The organism is Clostridium sartagoforme, from assembly GCF_039521405.1.
Lineage (GTDB): Bacteria > Bacillota > Clostridia > Clostridiales > Clostridiaceae > Clostridium > Clostridium sartagoforme.
The window spans coordinates 1-19,603 of the sequence record NZ_BAAACH010000016.1; the positions used below are offsets into that span (position 1 = coordinate 1).

The 19,603-nt window shown below is 30.6% G+C and carries 19 protein-coding genes; 2 read left to right on the top strand and 17 right to left on the bottom strand.

The features are described from left to right. Positions 1 to 114: 114 nt before the first annotated feature. The 8 genes from adhE to ABDZ60_RS07535 form a co-directional block, all read right to left on the bottom strand. Positions 115 to 2,739: a bifunctional acetaldehyde-CoA/alcohol dehydrogenase gene (gene adhE / locus ABDZ60_RS07500; protein ID WP_016206469.1), complete on the bottom strand. Its 2,625-nt coding sequence runs from the start codon at positions 2,737 to 2,739 to the stop codon at positions 115 to 117. 440 nt (positions 2,740 to 3,179) lie between these two features. Further along, positions 3,180 to 3,974 carry an ABC transporter ATP-binding protein gene (locus ABDZ60_RS07505; protein ID WP_016206470.1) on the bottom strand — a complete coding sequence of 265 codons (795 nt, stop codon included), beginning with the start codon at positions 3,972 to 3,974 and terminating at the stop codon, positions 3,180 to 3,182. Beyond that, a complete protein-coding gene (locus tag ABDZ60_RS07510) occupies positions 3,937 to 4,866 on the bottom strand; it encodes an ABC transporter permease (protein WP_016206471.1) in 930 nt (309 codons plus the stop codon). Before ABDZ60_RS07510 ends, ABDZ60_RS07505 begins: the two co-directional genes overlap by 38 nt. Continuing rightward, the gene (locus ABDZ60_RS07515; RefSeq protein ID WP_016206472.1) at positions 4,866 to 5,873 is read right to left on the bottom strand and encodes an ABC transporter substrate-binding protein; all 1,008 of its coding nucleotides are present in this window, start codon (positions 5,871 to 5,873) and stop codon (positions 4,866 to 4,868) included. The genes ABDZ60_RS07510 and ABDZ60_RS07515 overlap by 1 nt, the downstream gene beginning before the upstream one ends. Before the next feature lie 272 nt (positions 5,874 to 6,145). Beyond that, positions 6,146 to 6,559: a HutP family protein gene (locus ABDZ60_RS07520; RefSeq protein WP_016206473.1), complete on the bottom strand. Its 414-nt coding sequence runs from the start codon at positions 6,557 to 6,559 to the stop codon at positions 6,146 to 6,148. Positions 6,560 to 6,657: 98 nt separating this feature from the next. Beyond that, positions 6,658 to 7,110 carry a MarR family winged helix-turn-helix transcriptional regulator gene (locus tag ABDZ60_RS07525; protein WP_016206474.1) on the bottom strand — a complete coding sequence of 151 codons (453 nt, stop codon included), beginning with the start codon at positions 7,108 to 7,110 and terminating at the stop codon, positions 6,658 to 6,660. Positions 7,111 to 7,239: 129 nt separating this feature from the next. Further along, the gene (locus tag ABDZ60_RS07530) at positions 7,240 to 7,947 is read right to left on the bottom strand and encodes an MgtC/SapB family protein (RefSeq protein WP_343777263.1); all 708 of its coding nucleotides are present in this window, start codon (positions 7,945 to 7,947) and stop codon (positions 7,240 to 7,242) included. Between the two features lie 97 nt (positions 7,948 to 8,044). After that, positions 8,045 to 8,449, bottom strand: coding sequence for a hypothetical protein (locus ABDZ60_RS07535; RefSeq protein WP_343777265.1), 405 nt, complete (start codon positions 8,447 to 8,449; stop codon positions 8,045 to 8,047). A 288-nt stretch (positions 8,450 to 8,737) separates the two neighbouring features. On the opposite strand from ABDZ60_RS07535, the gene ABDZ60_RS07540 reads away from it, so the two are divergent. Next, positions 8,738 to 9,058 carry a YqfO family protein gene (locus ABDZ60_RS07540; RefSeq protein WP_016206477.1) on the top strand — a complete coding sequence of 107 codons (321 nt, stop codon included), beginning with the start codon at positions 8,738 to 8,740 and terminating at the stop codon, positions 9,056 to 9,058. A gap of 127 nt (positions 9,059 to 9,185) precedes the next feature. Continuing rightward, positions 9,186 to 10,454, top strand: coding sequence for an FAD-dependent oxidoreductase (locus ABDZ60_RS07545; protein WP_343777267.1), 1,269 nt, complete (start codon positions 9,186 to 9,188; stop codon positions 10,452 to 10,454). Positions 10,455 to 10,525: 71 nt separating this feature from the next. Here ABDZ60_RS07545 and ABDZ60_RS07550 read toward each other — a convergent pair whose 3' ends face one another. From ABDZ60_RS07550 to ABDZ60_RS07590, 9 genes are all read right to left on the bottom strand, one after another. Next, entirely contained in the window at positions 10,526 to 11,956 is a 1,431-nt protein-coding gene (locus tag ABDZ60_RS07550) for a BclA C-terminal domain-containing protein (protein ID WP_343777269.1), read from the bottom strand. Between the two features lie 30 nt (positions 11,957 to 11,986). Beyond that, positions 11,987 to 13,603, bottom strand: a complete 1,617-nt coding sequence (locus ABDZ60_RS07555) for a DNRLRE domain-containing protein (RefSeq protein ID WP_343777271.1) — start codon at positions 13,601 to 13,603, stop codon at positions 11,987 to 11,989. Between the two features lie 172 nt (positions 13,604 to 13,775). Then, a complete protein-coding gene (locus ABDZ60_RS07560; protein ID WP_047001537.1) occupies positions 13,776 to 14,570 on the bottom strand; it encodes an RnfABCDGE type electron transport complex subunit B in 795 nt (264 codons plus the stop codon). A 12-nt stretch (positions 14,571 to 14,582) separates the two neighbouring features. Then, positions 14,583 to 15,161: an electron transport complex subunit RsxA gene (rsxA, locus tag ABDZ60_RS07565; RefSeq protein WP_016206483.1), complete on the bottom strand. Its 579-nt coding sequence runs from the start codon at positions 15,159 to 15,161 to the stop codon at positions 14,583 to 14,585. A gap of 14 nt (positions 15,162 to 15,175) precedes the next feature. After that, positions 15,176 to 15,895, bottom strand: coding sequence for an RnfABCDGE type electron transport complex subunit E (locus tag ABDZ60_RS07570; protein WP_016206484.1), 720 nt, complete (start codon positions 15,893 to 15,895; stop codon positions 15,176 to 15,178). A gap of 17 nt (positions 15,896 to 15,912) precedes the next feature. Continuing rightward, complete coding sequence (locus tag ABDZ60_RS07575) at positions 15,913 to 16,578, bottom strand: RnfABCDGE type electron transport complex subunit G (RefSeq protein WP_016206485.1); 666 nt, start codon at positions 16,576 to 16,578, stop codon at positions 15,913 to 15,915. 8 nt (positions 16,579 to 16,586) lie between these two features. Then, on the bottom strand, positions 16,587 to 17,477 hold the full coding sequence (locus tag ABDZ60_RS07580) for an RnfABCDGE type electron transport complex subunit D (RefSeq protein ID WP_016206486.1): 891 nt from the start codon (positions 17,475 to 17,477) through the stop codon (positions 16,587 to 16,589). Positions 17,478 to 17,507: 30 nt separating this feature from the next. Next, positions 17,508 to 18,431 (bottom strand): 4Fe-4S dicluster domain-containing protein, encoded by a 924-nt coding sequence (locus ABDZ60_RS07585; protein WP_343777276.1) that lies wholly within the window; start codon positions 18,429 to 18,431, stop codon positions 17,508 to 17,510. A gap of 247 nt (positions 18,432 to 18,678) precedes the next feature. Next, positions 18,679 to 19,602, bottom strand: a complete 924-nt coding sequence (locus ABDZ60_RS07590; protein WP_343777278.1) for a tetratricopeptide repeat protein — start codon at positions 19,600 to 19,602, stop codon at positions 18,679 to 18,681. Position 19,603: the final 1 nt, after the last annotated feature.

Here is a 19,603-nt window from a genome sequence, read left to right on the forward strand (position 1 = left end):
TTATTCACAATTAATATATAGAAAAACCCTCTGTTTTTAAACAGGGGGTTTTTCAACAAACTGAAATAAAAAATAGAGAATACCTATCATATTCTCTATTTTTTATTTGAAATATTATTTTTTCTTAGTTTCTTTTTTAACTTCCTTTGGTTTTACTCCTTCATAAGCATTTATATACATTTGCTTAATTTCACTCATTAATGGATATCTAGGATTAGCTCCTGTACATTGATCATCAAATGCTTGCTCAACCATTTCATCTATTGTAGCATAGAAGCTTTCCTTTAACACGCCTGCGTCTGAAATTGATTTTGGCATTCCAACCTTATTCTTTAAATCATCTATAGCTTTTGTTAATAATTCAACTTTTTCAGCTTCTGTATTTCCACCTAATTGTAGATAATCTGCTATTCTAGCATATCTCCATGCTGCATTAGGATACTTGTATTGGGCAAATGCTGCTTGTTTAGTTGGAGCATCTGCTGCATTAAATTTAATTGATTCATTTATTAGTAATGCATTAGCCATACCATGTGGTAAGTGATGGAACGCACCTAACTTATGAGCCATTGAGTGACAAATTCCAAGGAAAGCATTTGCAAAAGCTAATCCTGCTATTGAAGCCGCATGCGCCATTTTTTCTCTTGCTTTTACATTTGTACTTCCTTCATTATAAGCAACTGGTAAATACTTAAATACTAATCTTATTGCTTCTAAAGCTAATCCATTAGTATATTCTGAGGCTAATACTGAAACATATGCTTCAATTGCATGAACTAAAACATCAATACCTGAAGCTGCTGTTAATCCTCTTGGCATACTCATCATAAGCTCTGCATCAACTATTGCCATATCTGGAGTTAATTCATAATCTGCAAGTGGATATTTAACACCTGTTTTTTCATCAGTTATAACAGCAAATGGTGTAACTTCTGATCCAGTACCTGCTGATGTTGGAATAGCAACCATCATTGCTTTTTCACCCATAGTAGGGAATTTGTAAACCCTCTTTCTTATATCCATAAATCTCATTGCTAAATCTTCAAATCTAACTTCTGGATGTTCATACATTACCCACATAATCTTAGCTGCATCCATAGGTGAGCCTCCACCTAAAGAAATTATAACATCTGGATTAAATGCAAGCATTGCTTCTGCACCTTTTTTAGCTGCTGATAAAGTAGGATCTGGTTCAACCTCTGAAAATATTCTAAAGTCTATTCCGTATCTTTCTAAAACATCTGTTATTCTAGCTGTGTATCCAAGTTCAGCTAACATTTTATCTGTAACTATAAATACTTTCTTTTTACCCATTTCATGCAGTTCTTGCAACGCAATTGGTAAACATCCATATTTAAAATAAGTTTTTTCTGGAACTCTAAACCAAAGCATATTTTCTCTCCTTTCAGCAACACTTTTTACATTTATTAAATGCTTAGGTCCTACATTTTCTGAAACTGAGTTTCCACCCCAAGATCCACAACCTAGTGTTAATGAAGGTGCTAGTCTAAAGTTAAATATATCTCCTATAGCTCCTTGTGAAGCAGGCATATTTATTAATGTTCTTGCAGTTTTCATTGCCGCCCCAAATCTAGCAATTCTTTCTGTTGACTTTATTTGATCCGTATAGAATACTGACGTATGTCCCATACCTCCTAATTCTATTAATCGGCATGCCTTTGTTAAAGCTTCATCAAATGTTTTTACTCTATACATAGCTAGTACTGGTGATAATTTTTCATGTGAAAATGGTTCTTCTAATTCTACTGATTCAACTTCTCCAACTAAAACTTTTGCATCTTCTGGAACCTTTACTCCAGCCATTTCAGCTATTTTGTATGCTGGCTGCCCAACCATATTAGCATTTAAGCCACCCTTTTCATTTAATATTATCTTTCTTACTTTATCTATTTCTTCACCCTTTAAGATGTATGCTCCTCTTGCAGATAATTCTTTTCTAACTTCATCATAAATTTCATCCATTACTAAGATGCTTTGCTCTGATGCACAAATAACTCCATTATCAAAAGTTTTTGAAAGAAGTATTGAGTTTACAGCCATCTTTATATGTGCAGTTTCATCTATAATAGCTGGAGTATTTCCTGCTCCAACTCCTAAAGCCGGTCTTCCTGATGAATAAGCTGACTTAACCATTGCAGGACCACCTGTAGCTAAGATAATATCTGATTCCCTCATAACATTTTGTGATAATTCAACTGATGGTTCATCTATCCAAGCTATTATTCCTTCCGGAGCTCCAGCTTTAACAGCCGCATTTAATACTATTCTTGCTGCCTCAATTGTAGCTTTTTTAGCTCTTGGATGTGGTGATATAATTATTGCATTTCTTGTTTTTAACGCTATTAATGTTTTAAATATTGCTGTTGATGTTGGATTAGTAGTCGGAACTATAGCTGCTACAACACCTATCGGCTCTGCAATTTTAGTTATTCCAAAAGTATGATCTTCTTCTATAACTCCACATGTTTTCATGTCCTTGTATTGATTATATATATATTCAGCAGCAAAGTGATTTTTTATTACTTTATCTTCTACTATTCCCATTCCACTTTCTTCAACTGCCATTCTTGCTAATTTAATTCTGTTATCATTTGCTGCCATAGCTGCTTGTCTGAAAATCTCATCTACCTGCTCTTGTGTATAGGTAGCAAATATTTTTTGCGCTTCTCTTAATTCTTTAATTCTTTGAGTTAATTCTTGTGCATTTGTTACAGCCATTTTTTATTCCTCCTAATATTTATAAGATAAATTTTCTTTTTCACATTTTTAATTTACTTTAATTTTGATTACAAATTTATTTTATTGCATTGTTTATTTTTTGTCAATGTTTTTTTGTTAAAAAATTATCAAATTTATTTTTTTAACCATTAAATCTAATTTTTAATAAAAATTGTATCATTAATTAGCGTTTTTCTATATTAATACAATTTATCCATATAATTTAATTTAATTACATTGTTATATATATAACAATGTAATTCCTTCAAAATCTTTTTTATATTAAAGTATTTATTTTTTTATTTTAATTCTAAAATTCACTAACTAAAGTATATATTTTTACTATTACTTTTCCTAAAAATTAATTTAAATATTCATACTTAAATTAACCAAAAAAAATAAAAGGTTATAAATTAAAATTACAACCTTTTATTTTTTTATTATGATAATAATGTTCTATCACTTAAATCGTCATTTATATTAGCCTCTTTGAACAACTCCATTAACTTTGAAGAGGTTAGCTTTTCTTTCTCCTTATCTTTAACATCTATTAATATTTCTCCTCTATGCATCATAATTAATCTATTCCCACTTTTTATTGCTTGTTTTAAATTATGAGTTACCATTAAAGTAGTTATTCCCGTTTCTTTTACCAACTTCTCAGTTATTTTCATTATCATTAAAGAGGTTTTTGGATCTAACGCTGCAGTATGTTCATCTAAAAGTAACAGCTTTGGTCCTGATAAGATAGCCATTAAAAGTGTTAAAGCTTGTCTTTGTCCTCCTGATAATAAATTCACTTTATTATATAGTTTATCTTCTAGACCTAAATCTAATTCTTTAAGAATACTTTTATAATATTCAATTCGCTTTTTATTTATTCCAAAAGATAATCCATAAGTTTTTCCTTTATTATCTGCTAATGATAAGTTTTCTAATATTGTCATATTTGGTGCTACACCAAGAGATGGATCTTGAAAAACTCTTCCAATTTGCTTTGATCTCTTATATTCATCTTTACTCGAAACATCTTCTTTATCTAATAATATAACGCCTTCATCACACTCTATATTTCCTGATATTATATTTAATAGCGTTGATTTACCTGCTCCATTCGATCCTATTATACTTATAAAATCTCCCTTCTTAACATCTAAAGAAAATTTTGAAAAAACTTTATTTTCATTTATTGTATTTTCATTGAAAACTTTGTAAAGCTCCTGAATCCTTAGCATCTAAATCACCACCTTTTCTATCTGAAATCTCTTCTATCGAATAGCTTCTATTCTTCTTTTTTAACTTTATAACTTTAGAATTTAAGCTTAAAGCTATAATAACTATTATTGCAGTCATAAGCTTTAAATAATTAGGATTCAACCCAAAGTTTAATACAAGAGCAATAGCTAATTTATATATTACAGAACCTAAAATAGATAAAGTTGTTGCTTTTATAAAATTAATTTTTTTAAATATCGAACTTCCTATTATAACAGCAGCTAATCCCATAACTACTATTCCAGTCCCCATGCTCACTTCTGCAAAACCTTGATATTGAGCAGTTAGTGCTCCTGATAATGCCACAAGTCCATTACTTATCATAAGTCCAAGGGTTTTTATAGAATTTTTATTTACTCCAAGTGAAGTCACTACTTGTTCGTTATCGCCTACCGCAACTAGTAAACTTCCTAATTTTGTTTTTAGAAACAGATCAAATACCACCTTTATTATTAAAAGAATAATGGTAATTATAAATATCTTAGATATGTCATTACTAAAAACACTCTTAGTATTAAATAATGGTATATTGGATTTCCCCATTATCATAAGATTTATAGAGTATAATCCTATCATAACTAATATTCCAGACATTAAATTAGTAATTTTTAATTTTACATTTAAAAGGGCTGTTATAAATCCAGCCATTGCTCCACCTATAGTTGCTATTAAAACAGCTATCCAAGGGTTGAAGTCTTTAACCAAAAGTGCCGCACAAATAGCTGCACCCAAAGGATAAGTTCCATCTACAGAAAGATCTGGGAAATCTAATATTTTATAAGTTATATAAACACCAATAGCAACTATTCCAAATAAAAAACCTTGTTCTAGTACATTTAAAGCTAAGTTCACTAATTAACCCCTCCAGTAACCTTATTAGATTTTTCATCTAAATCACTCGGTATTTCTATATTTAATTTTGTTGCTACATCGGTATTTATTGTTATATTCATATCACTTAAAGTTGTTATTTCAATTTCATTTGGTTTTTTACCTTCCAATATTTCAACTGCCTTATAAGCTGTTTCTTTACCAAGCTTAAAATAATCTATCCCTATTGAACACAGTCCACCCTTTGATACAACCGCTTCCTCCGCACCTAAAATAGGAATATTATTTTTAATAGCTATTTGTCCAACTAAATCATAAGCTGAAGCTACAGTATTATCAGTTGGAGTGTACAATGCATCTATATCTTTTATTGCTGATGTCAAATTTTGATTTATTTCATTAACATTTGTTATACCAATTTCTTTAACTTTCAAATTTACCTTTTCAGCTTCTTTCTTTAATGCTTCTACTTGAACCTCTGAATTTGCTTCTGATGTATTATAGATAACTCCTATAGTTTTCACATCAGGTTTAAGCTTAAGCAGTAATTCTAATTGCTTGTCTACAGGTACCATATCAGACACTCCTGTCAAATTAGTTCCTGAACTCCTCCAATCTTTAGCTATCTCTGCTGCAATTGGATCTGTGACAGCAGTAAATACAGTTGGAATGTCTTTAGTTGCATTATAAACCGCTTGAGCTGCTGGTGTAGCTATTGCTAAAATCAAATCTTTTTTATCTGCTACAAACTTTTGAGCTATTGTTTGAGAGGTAGCAGTATCTCCTTGTGCATTTTGATAATCTATTGATATATTTTTATTATCTTCATATCCCTTTTCTTTAAGCCCTTCTATAAATCCTTCTCTTGCAGAATCTAATGCGGGGTGTTGCACTAATTGATTAACTCCTATTCTTATCTTTGTTTCCTCATTTACTGAAGCTGAATCTTTTGTTTTTTCACAACCTAATAAATTGCTTACTGTAAGTAAGCTAATCAAAATTAATGATATTTTCTTTTTCCCTACCATTTTATCTATCCTCCTAATTTTTATAAAATCTCGATTCCTACAATTCTACCTTTTAATTTTCCATTTTCTAATTATCTACTTTATACAGTATAATATTATTAAATTATATTATTTTGAAGTAAAATAATATAATTATTTTATTAATATCGAGATTTTATTAATAATTTAATATTTATCATATGATATCACATTTGCATTTTTTTGTAAATAATATTTTATAAAAAAAGGCTAAGATGCTACTTTTATTAACATCTTAACCTTGCTTATTTTATTTATTCAGGTACAGCTCTATGCCCTATTCCAATTACAACTTCATCTAAATGCAAAAGTCCAACACTTAGAAATATACATATACTTAAGTGCTGCCCCTTTCTTGCAATTCCTACTTTTCCCCCAACATTTTGTCCACTCGCTTTACTCCATACCTGCATAAGTGCATCCCTAGTTGCACCTATGACTCCACCTTCATGTAGATGTTCTTCTCTAATTACTCCATTTCTTTTTGCAGCAACTAAAGCTCTTTCTAATATTTTAGAAGTTGAATCATTTATATTTCCACCTATATTTACAGCTGTAACAAGTATTCCTTTTTTCTTAAACTCTATTTTTAATTCATCTTCTTCTTCTCTTGATGAAATGGCCATTCTTGTTGCATATTTAGCAACCTCTAAACTATTGTTTACCATGATATCCTCCCATACTTCAATTATTACATACTAATAATAACACAAATATTATTTTACATATAGTACAATTAACTTACGAAGTTATCTAAGTAAGAATATCATTTTATATTTTCACACTTATCTTTAAAATAAATGTTTAGCTTTTCTAAAGAATTTATTAAAACTTCTTTTTCATCTTCTGAAAGTCCATCCATCATAGTTTTTACCATTTCATTATGAAATCTGTCATGCAATCTATGAGCAACCTTCCCCTTTTTGGTTAATTCAACTAAAACTACTCTTCTATCTTCTTCTATTCTCTTTCTATCTACGTAACCTTTTTTTATCAATCTATTTATTGATGTAGTTAATGTTCCAACCGTTATACCTAAATCTTGTGCAACTTCACTCATCATTCTTTGATCTTTTCTTCCTATTGTTTCAATAGTATGCATCTCTCTTACTGATAAATCTGAAAAATGTCCACTTCGTAAGGTTTTTTCCTCGATTTGTAGTATTTCGTTAAATATCTTTACAAGTAATTCATTTACTACATTTCTATGTCTTTCCATAATGATTATATCCCATCCTTTTCTATAGTTCATTACTTAAATAATAATCTAATATAAACTAAAATTCAATTGTATAATTAATATTTATATATAAAATATTTTGATTAGCAAAACTTTATTAAAATATCATTATATTATATCAATTGATATTATCTTTTTATTATTTTGCAATTCTATTAAAACCTTCTCAAGATTAATATATCCTGGTTTTATTATTGTATATACTGCATAAACTTCTTTAACTATACCTTCTTCTTTTTCTAATAAATATTCTACAAGTTTAATTTTTAGATTCTTGTTTTCTAAGTATTTTTGTATTTCTAATTTTAAGTTTTCTTCATTGCAATATCTTATACCTAGTTTTTGTATTATATTTTTTGATATGAACTTATTTTCTATCCTCTTTAAAAATACTAATATTATCACAATTATTATTGCTCCAAAAATACTAATATAATACTCCCCCATACCTATACTCAGTCCTAGACAAGAAACTATCCACAAGGTTGCAGCTGTAGTTAATCCTTTTATATTTCCTTTATTATGCATTATAGTACCAGCACCTATAAACCCAACACCTGTTATTACTTGCGATCCAAGTCTTCCATAATCAATCTTTATTACTTCACTCAAATTTTGATTTTTCTCTATAATTTCTATAGCCTTATTTCCAATGTCTATCTGTAATAAAGAAACTATTGTCGCTCCAAGGCAAACCAATATATGTGTTCTAAAACCTGCTGCTCTATTTTTGACCTCTCTTTCATAGCCTATTACTCCTCCAATAATAACTGCTAAAATCAATCTTACTATTATTTCTTTAATATCAAGTATCATATAAAACTTCCTTAAATTTCTATATATATTATTTATATAATTTAATTGCAAATTTTGATTATTAAAAATAAAGGAGCTTATTTTTAGCTCCTTACACCTAAATAATTGTAATTGATAATAATGTTATTAATATTCCTATAAAAATTGTTAGATAATAAAAATTGTAAACATTCTCACTATCATACACTCTAAGTTTCTCTACCTTATCTCTTGGATAGACTACCTCAATTTCATCTCCTCTTTCTAAGTTAATCTTATCACTTATATATGAAAGTGTTACTCTTACCTTTCTATCTCCTTCTTGTATTTCTAATATTGGATATAAACTTGCATTATAAATTGTGTTATATTCAGCTCCTGGCATTAAATAGGTATAACTCTCAAAACCTATCACCTTAGCTTTCTTGATTATCGATTTTCTATTTAACAACATAACTCTAATTAAATTAATAACAGTAACTAAAGTTAATATTATTCCAATAATCGTTAATATTACTCCCATTCAAACCCCTCATTTCAAATATTTTATATCTTCACTAATATAGTATGCCATATCTTTTTAAAAGATATATGATATGTTATTTTTCATATTTTTCTAATATTTTCTTTAATTATCTACTATTTTTTAATACAACTTTTATTATTTATAATAATTTATTAGTTTTTTTAGGCATTTTATGAGACTTTTTAAATTTAACTTTTATTCCTAATAGACATTTATCTCGTTTACTATTTCTAATTAATAAGTTATTATTTAATTATAGCTATTATTAGGGGGTCTACTAATTATATGAATTATACTAAAGTTAAGTTTGAAATATATGTTCCTTTTGATTATGTAAATAAATTAAGAGAAGCTATAAACAGAACAGGAGCTTTAACTATTGGAAATTATGATAATTGCATGTCAGTAAGTGAAGTTTCTGGTTATTTTAAACCTTTAAATGGCGCTAATCCTTTTCTTGGTAAAGAAAATAACTTATCTATTGAAAAAGAAGCTAAAATAGAGTTTAGATGCGATAAAGATTTAGCTTTTGAAGTTATTAATGTTATAAAAAATCTTCATCCATATGAAGAACCTATTTATAACATACTTCCAGTAATAAATTAGTATTAAAAATACAAAGAGCTACTGTAAAGTAGCTCTTTGTATTTTTTAATATTAACTATATTTATAGTACCCATTTTTATATAGTTAGAATAGTTTATTATAAATACTAATATTTGAGGTATAAACAATGAAGATTATTATAATAGGTGGTGGTTTTGCTGGTTGTCAAGCCGCTATACAGGCAAGAAAAATGGGGGCTGAAGTTGATATTTTAGAAAGAACCGATATGCTTTTAGGAGTTGGAAATGTAGGCGGAATAATGAGAAATAACGGAAGATTTACAGCTGCTGAAGAATTATCTTTTCTAGGTGCTGGTGAATTAATTGATATAATGGATTCTCTAGCTCTCCATACAAATATAGATTTTTCTGGTCATAAACATGCTAACTTAACTGATATAGGTAAAGCTGAACCTGAAATTAGAAGATATATCTTATCTTCAGGGATTAATATTCACTTTAAAAGTAGAGCCATCAATGTTACTTTAGATAATAAATATGTAAAAAAAATAAAATTAGCTGATAATTCATTTATAGAAGCAGATGCATTTATAGAAACTACAGGTTCAACAGGCCCTATGTTGAATTGTAATAGATATGGAAATGGTTGTTCTATGTGTGTTCTTAGGTGCCCAACCTTTGGTGGTAGAGAAAGTTTAAGTGCTAAAGCTGGTGTAGAAGATATTATCGGTGAAAGATCTAACGGTACTCCTGGAGCAATGAGCGGTTCATGTGAACTGCCACGTGAATCTTTATCTGAAGATATTCTAAACCTTTTAGATAAATATGGAGTTGCTATCTTACCTGTTCCTAAAGAAGATATAAATTTAGATAAGCTTAGTCAAAAAGTATGTCAGCAATATGCATTAAAAGATTTTGCTGAAAATGTTATTTTATTAGATACAGGACATATTAAACTTATGACTTCTTATTATCCTTTGGATAAGCTTAGAAAAATACCTGGTCTTGAAAATGCAAGATATATAGACCCTTTATCTGGAGGAATTTCTAATTCAATTAGATATCTATCATCTAGTCCTAGAGATAATACTATGAGGATATTAGGATTAAATAATATGTTTTGTGCTGGTGAGAAATCCGGATTTTTTGTAGGGCATACTGAAGCTATCGTAACAGGAGCATTAGCAGGATATAATGCTGTAAAATATACTTTAAATGAACCACTATTAATTTTACCTAGAGAGCTATCAATAGGTGATATAATTGCTTTTGCAAATGAAACTTTAAATATGGAAAATGGTAAAAGTCTTAGACATACATTTTCTGGTGGAGAATATTTTGAAAGGATGAAAAAATTAAATTTATATACAACAGATAAAAAATTAATCCTAAAAAGAGTTAATTCCTTATCATTATTAAATATATTTAATAAATAGTATAATAAAGAGATATATGGATATTGAAAATATAACCACATATCTCTTTGATTTTTGTTATATTATTAATCTTAATTACTTAATTTAATAATATTAAATTGTGCACCTACTGCTGGTGTTAATACTAAAGTCAATGCAACCGATGAGTTATTACGCAATGTTAATACATCTCCTGCCGTTAAAGTTAATATAACTGTTCCACTTATCTCTCCAGTAGCTATTAGTGCTAAAATATTAGTTGCTGGCCTTATTGTTCCATTTACTGCAATTGCAATTGCTGCACCTACTCCCGCTGTAATAAACATATTATAAGTTATTTTATATCTTCCAGAGGTGGGAATTGCTATATCTGTTGAACCTGCTGCATGAGTTATTCCTAATAAAGGTCCATTATTACTAAAAGGAACATTTGAACCACCTAAAATAGTAGCTGCTCCGAGTGTTGCTAAATTATATACATATCCATAAGTTGATATTCCTGAACCAGTTTCTCCAGTAGCTCCGGTTATTCCTGTTGCCCCAGTTACGCCTGTCACTCCAGTTACTCCCGTTGCTCCGGTTATTCCTGTTGTTCCTGTTACCCCGGTTGCTCCCGTTATTCCTGTTGCTCCTGTTGCTCCCGTTATTCCTGTTGCTCCCGTTAATCCTGTTACTCCCGTTGCTCCGGTTATTCCTGTTGCTCCCGTTAATCCTGTTACTCCCGTTGCTCCGGTTATTCCTGTTGCCCCAGTTACGCCTGTCACTCCAGCTCCTCCCGTTGCTCCGGTTATTCCTGTTGTTCCTGTTACCCCGGTTGCTCCCGTTATTCCTGTTGCTCCTGTTGCTCCCGTTACTCCCGTTGATCCGGTTGGTCCTGTCGCTCCTGTTAATCCTGTTACCCCAGTCAATCCTGTTGCCCCAGTTACACCTGTCACTCCCGTTGCTCCTGTTGCTCCCGTTACTCCCGTTGATCCGGTTGGTCCTGTCGCTCCTGTTAATCCTGTTACCCCAGTCAATCCTGTTGCTCCCGTTATTCCTGTTGCCCCAGTTACACCTGTCACTCCCGTTGCTCCTGTTACCCCGGTTGCTCCTGTTGTTCCTGTTGCTCCAGTACTACTTATATTATCTTTTACGATTACCATTGTAGCTTTTACTGGAACTATTGTAGAATAAAATGCTGTCCCATTACTCAAATTTATTAGTGACATTGTTACAGGTTCTGATATAACATCTATTATACCTATTCCTACAACCTCTCCTGTTTTAATTGGAGAATTACCTTCTAAAAGATCTCCCTGTGATGATGATAGTGCAAAAATTGCTCCATTAGTAGAACTTACTGATTGAGTTGCTACCCACCAATTAACAACATATCTTCCAACTTCATTAAATGTTATTGCACCTGTTGCACTATTGTAAGATATATTACCTGATGAATATACAACCGATTCAAATAATACATTTTCTCCATCTATCACACTTCCGGTAGATAATCTTTCTATTTGTAAAATAATATTACCCATCTTAACCTCCTCTGCATAATATTAGATATTTTATAAAGCTACCTCTGTAATTACTATATTTGCTTGTATTGGAGTATTTCCATACATAACAGTAGCGCCAGTATTATTAATTAATCTTACTGTTGATGGAATTGATGAAATAGTTATTAGTGCACTTCCATTTAACTGCCCAGTTACTATTGGAGATACACTTGGTATTACACCACCACCATTGACTTGTAAATCAAATCTAACAAAGGTAGATGGTTCTGCTCCATCTGTAGCAATCCACCAAGTCACATAGTAGTTTCCTGTAGCATTAATAGTAAATTCACCAGTAGCTGAATTATAGCTAATATTAGAGCTTTGATCATTAAAATTATTAAACAATACAGTTGCTCCATTTAAAATTGTGCTTGCACTTCTACCTAGAAGTTGTGCACTTATTCCTCTTAGCTGCATTGCAGCTCCGGTTGCACCTGTTGCTCCTTGTGGGCCTTGTAATCCTTGTGGGCCTTGTAGCCCTTGTGGACCTTGTAGTCCCTGTACTCCCTGCGGTCCTTGTACTCCTTGTACTCCTTGTACTCCTTGTAATCCTTGTACTCCTTGTGGTCCCTGTGGCCCTTGTGCACCTGTTGCTCCCGTTGCTCCTGTTACTCCTTGTATTCCCTGTGGACCTTGTACCCCAGTTGCTCCTGTTAGCCCTTGAATTCCTTGTGGCCCTTGAATTCCTGTTGCTCCTGTTGGTCCTTGAATTCCTTGTGGCCCTTGCGCTCCTGTTGGTCCTTGAATTCCTTGTGGGCCCTGTAAACCTTGCACCCCTTGAATTCCTTGTACTCCTTGAGGTCCTTGAATCCCTTGTACTCCTTGTGGTCCTTGTGGACCTATTGGACCTTGAATTCCTTGTGGCCCTTGCGCTCCTGTTGCTCCCGTTGGTCCTTGAATTCCTTGTGGCCCTTGCGCTCCTGTTGCTCCTGTTGGTCCTTGAATTCCTTGTAGCCCTTGCGCTCCTGTTGCTCCTGTTGGTCCTTGAATTCCTTGTAGCCCTTGCGCTCCTGTTGCTCCCATTGGTCCTTGAATTCCTTGTGGCCCTTGCGCTCCTGTTGCTCCCGTTGGTCCTTGTGGGCCTGTTGGTCCTGATATTGGTGTGTAGCTTATACTTAAATATGGCCAATTATTACTCCTACTTGATGCAAAATATACATTCCCTTGTGAACAACTTATTGCTATGGTCAAACCATAGTTTGGGAATATTCCATTAATCCATCCTACTACTAACTCTCTTATATTAATACTAATATAATTTTTAATATCACTATTTCTAATTGTTCTGTTTATTCCAGTATATACAACTCTAGGTGCTGTAGCAGCTGTAACTATATTCACATTATAGTCTTGTAAATTTCTATATATTTTTAAATTTATACTGTTACAATTTATAAAACATGCAGACGTAATAAATAGATTCAAATTACTATCAACGATATAAATTGGTTCGTTAAATTCGTTAAAATTAAATTTTATTAAAGTTCTAAATTCTCCTGATAAATTCATGCATTTATCGCGGTGGTATCCTACTGCTAAAAAAGGTAAAGCAGAAAAATTTCTGTTTTTTAATCCACTAAAAATAAAAGTATCATCTGAGGTATATATATTTCTATAAAGCAATTATAGCACCTCCTAATCATTTGCTTATTACATAATATTCATAAGTCATAATATGTTTACAAATTGTGATACTTTTTAATCTTTATAATTTTATACTTTCATAAATCTTCATTCTTAAACAAAAAATGTCTTATTGATGATAAAGTTTTATACATCAATAAGACATTTTTTATTAATTAATTGATAATTTTATTGCTCCTGTCGGACATTTTTTAGTACATATTTGGCAGTTTATACATTTAGCATAATCTACTTTAGCTAAGTTATTTACTACATGAACCGCATCCTTTGGACAGTTTCTTTCACACAGCTTACATCCTATGCAAGCCGCTGAACAATTTTCTTTAACATGTCTTCCTATCTCAATATTATTACATTCCACTCTTACTTTTTTTGAAATAGGAACTGATTCAATAAGTCCTTTTGGACAAATATTTATACAAGCTCCACAGTTCGTACATTTATCCACATTAACCTTAGCAATACCATTAACTATTTCTAAGGCATCAAATTCACAGACATTAACACAACTACCAAGTCCTAAGCAACCATATGAACAAGATTTAGAACCTCCTCCTATCATAAGAGAAGCTGTTAAACAATCAGTAACCCCTTCTAAATCGTATCTAACCTTGGCGGAGTCACAATTACCATTACACTTTACAAAAGCAGTCATTTTTTCAGTTAAATCTACCTTTATACCTAAAACCTCACCTATATCTTCTGCTGTTTTAACACCACCTACAGAGCACAAATTTGGTTTTGCGCCTTCCATTACAACGGCCTCTGCATAAGCATCACATCCGGCAAAACCACATCCCCCACAGTTTGCGCCTGGAAGACATTCTCTTAATTTTGGTATTTTAGGATCAACCTTTACTTCAAAGGCTTTTGATGCAAAACCTAATAATATTCCAAAAACTAATCCCAGAATTCCTAAGCTTAAAGTTGCATTTAAAATATTCATACTAAATCCTCCCTAGTGAATTAATCCTTGGAATCCTAAAAAGGCAATTGACATTAAAGCTGCTGTGAATAATGTAATTGGCAAGCCTTTTAGAACTACTGGTATATTTTCATTATTATCTACTCGCTCTCTTATAAATGCTAGCAATACTATAGATAACATATATCCTGACGCAGCTCCTACTCCATTAACTATTGATTCTATAAAACTATATCCTTCTTGTATATTTAATGTTGCTACTCCTAACACTGCACAGTTTGTTGTTATAAGTGGCAAGTATATCCCAAGTGCCTTATGAAGAGCTGGAGATAGTTTTTTCATAGCCATTTCAACAAACTGAACTAATGCAGCAATAACTAGTACATTGGCTATTGTCTTAAGATATTCAAGGTCTAAATTTACTAATATAATATTATATACAAGCCATGACATTATAGATGCTAATGCCATAACAAACATTACCGCAAGTCCCATACCTATAGCCGCATCTTTTTTCTTTGAAACCCCAAGGAATGAACATATTCCTAGGAATTTTGAAAGGACAAAGTTATTTACCAGCATTGCTGATATAAAAATTATAAACAATTCCATTAGTTGCACCCCTCTTAGCTTTTAGATTTATTTTTATCTACTATTTCTATTTTGCTTTCATCTCCACATGATCCTGTTCCACATCCTGAACAGCTTCCGCAACTATGCTCTAGAACTTTTACCTTTTCGCCTGTCTTATACGCTTTTCTAATATTATAAGCATTTAAAACTACCATAAGGCCACCTAATGTAAAAAATGCTCCAGGAGCTAATATCATTATTGATGCTGGCTTAAAGCTTTCAGGTAATATTTGCATTCCAAGTATTTGACCTGCTCCCAACATTTCCCTAAAAGTTCCAATTAACAATAATGCGATTGTAAAACCAAGTCCCATTCCAATGGCATCAAAAATAGAAGGTAATATTGAGTTTTTTGATGCATACGCCTCTGCTCTTCCTAATATTATACAATTAACAACTATTAAAGGTATAAAAATTCCAAGAGAAGCATATAGACTAGGTACATATCCTTGCATTAACATGTCAATTATTGTAACAAATGATGCTATAACTACTATATATGCTGGTATTCTAATTTTATCTGGTACTAATTTTCTTATTGCCGAAATCATCATATTTGAAAATATCAATACCACGGTTGATGCTAATCCCATACCTAATGCATTTTTTGCATTTGTTGTAACTGCAAGAGTTGGACACATAGCCAAAACTTGGACAAAAATCGGATTTTCTGTAATTATCCCATTTTTTAATCTTTCAATTAACTTATTCATTGCTTTCCTCCTAATTATTATTGATTTTCACTAGCTGATGTATCTGCATCTGTATTTTTTTGAGGAGCTGTTTCTTCACTACTAGCTGATGTGTTTGCATCTGTATTTTCTTGTGGCGCTATTTCTTCTCCCTTTATATTTTTTAAATAGAAGGTGATAGCTTCATTTACTGCTGTTACTGATGCTCTACTAGAAACTGTAGCTCCAGATATAGCCTCTACTTCATTATCTTTATTAGGAGTTATTTTAACTAATTCTAAGTAACCATTTGCAGGCTTATCCTTAAATCTTGAGGTAAATTTTTCTTCTGAAATTTTAGCTCCAAGTCCAGGTGTTTCACTATGTGAAAGTACCTTAATACCTGAAATCTTACCATCATTTGATATACCTATTACAAAATCCACGGGACCATGAAACCCCTTTGTAGTAACTTTAATAACATGTCCAACAACATTATTTTCATTTAAGGCTTCATATATTTCTTTTACATTGCCCTCAGTATCTAAGTTATTAATATCCTGAATGCTACTAGCTTGTGGTAATATGTAATTTAAATCTTCTTTACTTACTTTTGAATTTTCTATAATAGCTTCTTTAGTTAAATTGTTAGCAACTCCAAGTAATAATCCTGCAATCATTGTTATAATTAGAAGGATTCCTCCTAGCTTAAAATTTTCTTTCATAATTATACTTAAGCCTCCTTCTTAATTTTTATTTTTTTAGTTGTAAGATATTCTATAAGAGGAGTAAATAAATTAGTTATTATAATTGCATAATAAGGTCCTTCCGGATTGTATCCTTTTACAGAAATAATAGATGCACAAATACCGGCTATTAACCCAAATACATATTGTCCTATTTTGGTCATTGGAGTTGTTCCATAATCTGTAGTCATAAATATAGCCGCTACAAAAAATGCTCCAGGAAGTAATATATCTTTTTCAAAGTAATTATACATAAGCATTGCTGACATTATGAATACTATAGGTCCTCTTAAGCTTATTCTGCCTCTTAATACTAAATAAAGTCCACCAATACATAAAGCTAATATTGAAACTTCTCCTATGCTCCCATTTGCTTGTCCAACAATCTTACTTATTAGTGATACCGATTCTTGAGAAACTTCTGATGCTGCAGATGTTGCATCAGCTACTGGCTTAGCCATTACTCCTGCCCAAGATGCAATTAAAAATGCCTTTGATGATGCTGCTGGATTCATAAAGTTCTGGCCAAGTCCTCCAAAAAACTGTTTAACAACTATTGTTGCAAATATCGATGCTATAATTGGTATCCATAATGGAACGTACGTTGGCATAATAAAGGATATAATCATACCTAAAACTATGGGGCTTAAATCTGTAATAAATCGTCTTTTCCTTACAAATTTATTCCAGAGTCCTTCTGATATAATACTAGTTATAATGGTTGCAGCTATTATTTTTAAAGCATCTATTTTATAAAAATAGATTCCTGCACATATTGCTGGGATTAAAGCAATAATAAAGTCAATCATTATTTTATTAATTTTGTTACCATTTTTAATATGTGGTGCTGGTGATATTTTCAATTTTCTGTTTTCCACACTTTTCACTCCTATTCAGATTTTCTATTGCTATTTAAATGTTTTTGCAGTTTTTATACTTTGCGCAATCTCTATTTTAGATGGACATACAAAACTACATAAACCACATTCAATACACTTTTCTCCTCCAAACTTTATAAACTCATCTTTTTCTTTCATTTTATAAAGTTCTACTAGTTTTATAGGATTTAACCCTTCTGGACATGCTCTTAGACATTTTCCACACCTTATACAACTATAAGCTTCCTCTGATGGTGAATCTTTTTCTGTTAGAAATAATATTCCATTTGAATTCTCCTTTATAGGTAAATCTAAATCATATATAGGCGTTCCATTTATACTTCCCCCATCAATGACTTTTTTAAGCAAACTATAATTCCCTTTTAAGTTTTCAAATACTTCTCTATATGTAGTCCCATTTTTTATAGAAATAACTTTTCCACCATCTACAGCATTACCATGAATAGTTGTTAGTATTTCTACTTCCTTTTTATTCAAAGCCTGTCCAAGTGTTACGATTTCCATTAAATCGTAAATAGCAACGTCATTTTTTGATTCCCCATATGCCTTAGATATTAATTTATTTTTATATAAATCAGTTACATAGGAGACTCTTATAACATCGCCATATGTTTTTAACTCTTCTTGGATATATTTATCTTTTCCATCTACTACAAACTTAATTTCTGATTTTAGCTTAATTTTTTCTATTCCTTTTTTTAAATCTTCTTTTCTCTCTTTAATTATTACACCATATCCATTTAAATTAGGTTGAAAACTAAAAGCTTTTATTATTACTTTCTTACTACTTTTCTCAAAAATTGAAAATACTTTTTTTTCACTTTCTTCTAAACTCAAATTTTCTTTATCAATTGATAATTTTAATATTTTAGTATCTGGTATCGTAAATAATTTATTGTAAATATTTACATTATTAAAAAGATTACTTAACACTACACAAACCTCCAATTTTGTCAAGGTATTATATACCATATTATCCGTATATTTTAACAGTTACGATTTTATATTACCATAAATACAGCTATCTCACAACTTTTGTAATTTATTTAACAAAGGTTTTAATGAAAATTTTAAAACTTCTATATAATATACTAAAAACTCTTGATAAATTTATTAAGTTAACTATTAAATATACCTATTGATAGTTACTTTTTTAACATAAAAATAAGAAAGTAAACTACTATAGCTTACTTTCTAAATATTCATTATATTCTTGTAGACTTCTTACTGCTTCTAATTCTTTATCTTCAATCATATATTCAAAAAACATATCATTAAGTTCTATGCTATTTACTAAATCATTAAAAGATTTATTTAGTTCTCCTATATTAGCATAAAAACAACTTCTATTATAATATAAAAAACTTGAATCTTTATTATTTTCTATTCCTTTTGTAATTATTTCTATAGCTTTATTAAACTCATTATTTTCTCTATATAATATAGATAAGTTTAGATAACTATACGGATAATATGGGTTTTCATCTATAGATTTTTCATAATATCTTTTGGATTCTTCTTGATTTATGTTTTTAAGTAATACTCCCATATTAAATAAAATTCTAAAGTTATTTGAATCTATGTCTAAAGCTTTAGTCATATAATTTAATGCCTTTTGATATTCTCCAAGTTCCTCATAAATACACCCTAAATTAGCATTTGCCCATAAATCATCTGGAACAAGCTCTAATGTTTTATTGTAATAGTTTATAGCATTTTGCTTATCACTTATTTCATCATAAGCATTGGCTAAATAGAAATATGCTCTATTGTATTTATTATCTAACTCAATAGCCTTTTTATAATAATCTATAGCATCTTCTAGGAATCCGTCTTCATCATATAAAACACCTAAACCATAATATGCTCTTGCATCATTTTTCTCTAATTTTATAACCTCATTATATTTTTCTTCTGAAAGCTCCTTGTATCCTAATTTATCAAATAAAATAGCCATATCTAAAATAAGTTCTATATCTCTTTTACCTTCTAAAAAACTATACGCTTTTTTATAAAACTTTAAAGCTTTTACATATTCTTTTTTTGTTACAAAATCTCTGCCTATATTTATATAGTTTTCGAAAAGATATCTATTATCTTTCATT